The organism is Mucilaginibacter sp. P4_G9, assembly GCF_056400985.1.
In genome coordinates this window covers 1-1551 of the sequence record NZ_JBFUKF010000711.1, presented here as the reverse complement: position 1 = coordinate 1551, position 1551 = coordinate 1, and the positions used below count along the sequence as shown (strand labels likewise).

Annotated in this window: 2 protein-coding genes and 1 pseudogene; all 3 read right to left on the bottom strand. The window is 39.5% G+C overall.

Annotation, left to right across the window (positions count from 1 at the left end; all coding sequences use genetic code 11):
* Window positions 1-440, bottom strand: a pseudogene (locus AC1DPZ_RS26965) (nitrite reductase); the annotation flags it as partial.
* Between the two features lie 232 nt (window positions 441-672).
* Window positions 673-1107, bottom strand: a complete 435-nt coding sequence (locus tag AC1DPZ_RS26960) for an RrF2 family transcriptional regulator (protein ID WP_477409312.1) — start codon at window positions 1105-1107, stop codon at window positions 673-675.
* 250 nt (window positions 1108-1357) lie between these two features.
* A partial coding sequence (locus AC1DPZ_RS26955; RefSeq protein ID WP_477409310.1) for an Rdx family protein occupies window positions 1358-1551 on the bottom strand: 194 nt, incomplete at its 5' end.

The following is a 1551-nucleotide window of genomic DNA, read 5'->3' as shown; positions in this document are numbered from 1 at the left end:
GGCGAAACATCAAACGGTTCCAGTGGATCGATACCTGCGGTAGGGGAGGCGGTTACGTTTCTTACCGTATTTCCGCAGGCTTCGCTCAGGGTAATATCGTAATGCTCAAGCCTGGCCAAAAGTTAGGGGGTGCGGTCAAGACTTACATAATGGATCTGGATATCCTGGCGGGTGGTAAGGTGCAGGTTGCGGCTTCCGTACTCGTCAGATATATCGGCAATTTTTAGCAGCTGCTTAAACGTAACTTTTCCAAATGGCAATTTAATGCGTACCATTTGCACACCGGGCTGGCGCTGGCCATAAACGCCACGTGCCAAACGGAGGCTCCTGAATTTTTCGTCATGTATTTTACCTTCGCGAAAAGCCCTGATCTTTTTTTCCAGGTCAATAATATCCTGTTCAACTATCGGGTTCTCCAGTTCTGTTCTGAAGCTCTGCATATCTTATGTTTTAATCAATTATAAAAAAAGCCCCTTTGGCTTAGGCTAAAGAGGCGTATGTTGGTTAATACTAATTATAGCCGTGCCTTACCGCCGCTTAAACAGCAATACATCCGCATGTAAATAATTGTATTAATAGAATTCATTATGTTTTATTTACCAAATATATACATAGTATAGGGAATTGGTAGAATTTAATTTAAAAAAACTGCTATTTGACAGTTTTATGAGATTATATATTGATGAGTGTTTGCTCGCGCGATATGATATCGGCAATGCTGGTTTCGCTCAGGATCTTCAAAGTAGCGTCTCTTACATCAACAAAAACATCCCTGATACCGCAGGTGGTTTCCTGGTGGCATTCATCGCATTTATGGTAAAAATTTAAGCTGGCGCAAGGCACCATGGCAATAGGGCCATCGGTTATACGCATAATGCTTACCAAAAATATTTCTTTGGGATCGCGGTTTAGGCTGTAGCCGCCGCCTGCACCTTTTTTACTATACAGGAAACCCGCGTTGCGAAGATCGAGCAGTATCTGCTCAAGAAACTTTTTGGGGATACGTTCGGCCTCGGCGATTCTGGAAATTTGCATCGGTGGCTGATCCATGTTTTTGCCCAGGATCACCAATGCTTTAATTGCGTACTTGGTTTTTTTGGAAAGCATTTTCTAAAATAAAACTCACAAAGTTAAACAATATTAAATAAAAATATCCAGTAATACTATAGAGTACAACGATACTATATTATTTACCTTTTTAATGATTTAAAATTAACAATTATTTGAAAACGATGAAATCGAGGCGCTTTTATATTGAAAAATCGGGGCTTTTTAAGTTTTATTTGCTTTGAGTGATAGTAAAAATGATAATTGCAATTGAAAATGATAATCAATTGGAGTTTTTATTGACAAAATGCTATTTTTTATCCGAATGACCAAGGCTTTTTTCGGGATTAACCTTATCTCTTACCAATTGTTTTAATTCTTTTATTTCCGGGAAGCGGCCCTCTCTTTTTCTATCGAATAAAACAAAATCATCTACGCTGATGGTATACCTGCCGCTTACCTCGCTGGGGTGTAGGGTTACGCCATATACATCATCTGTAAAGG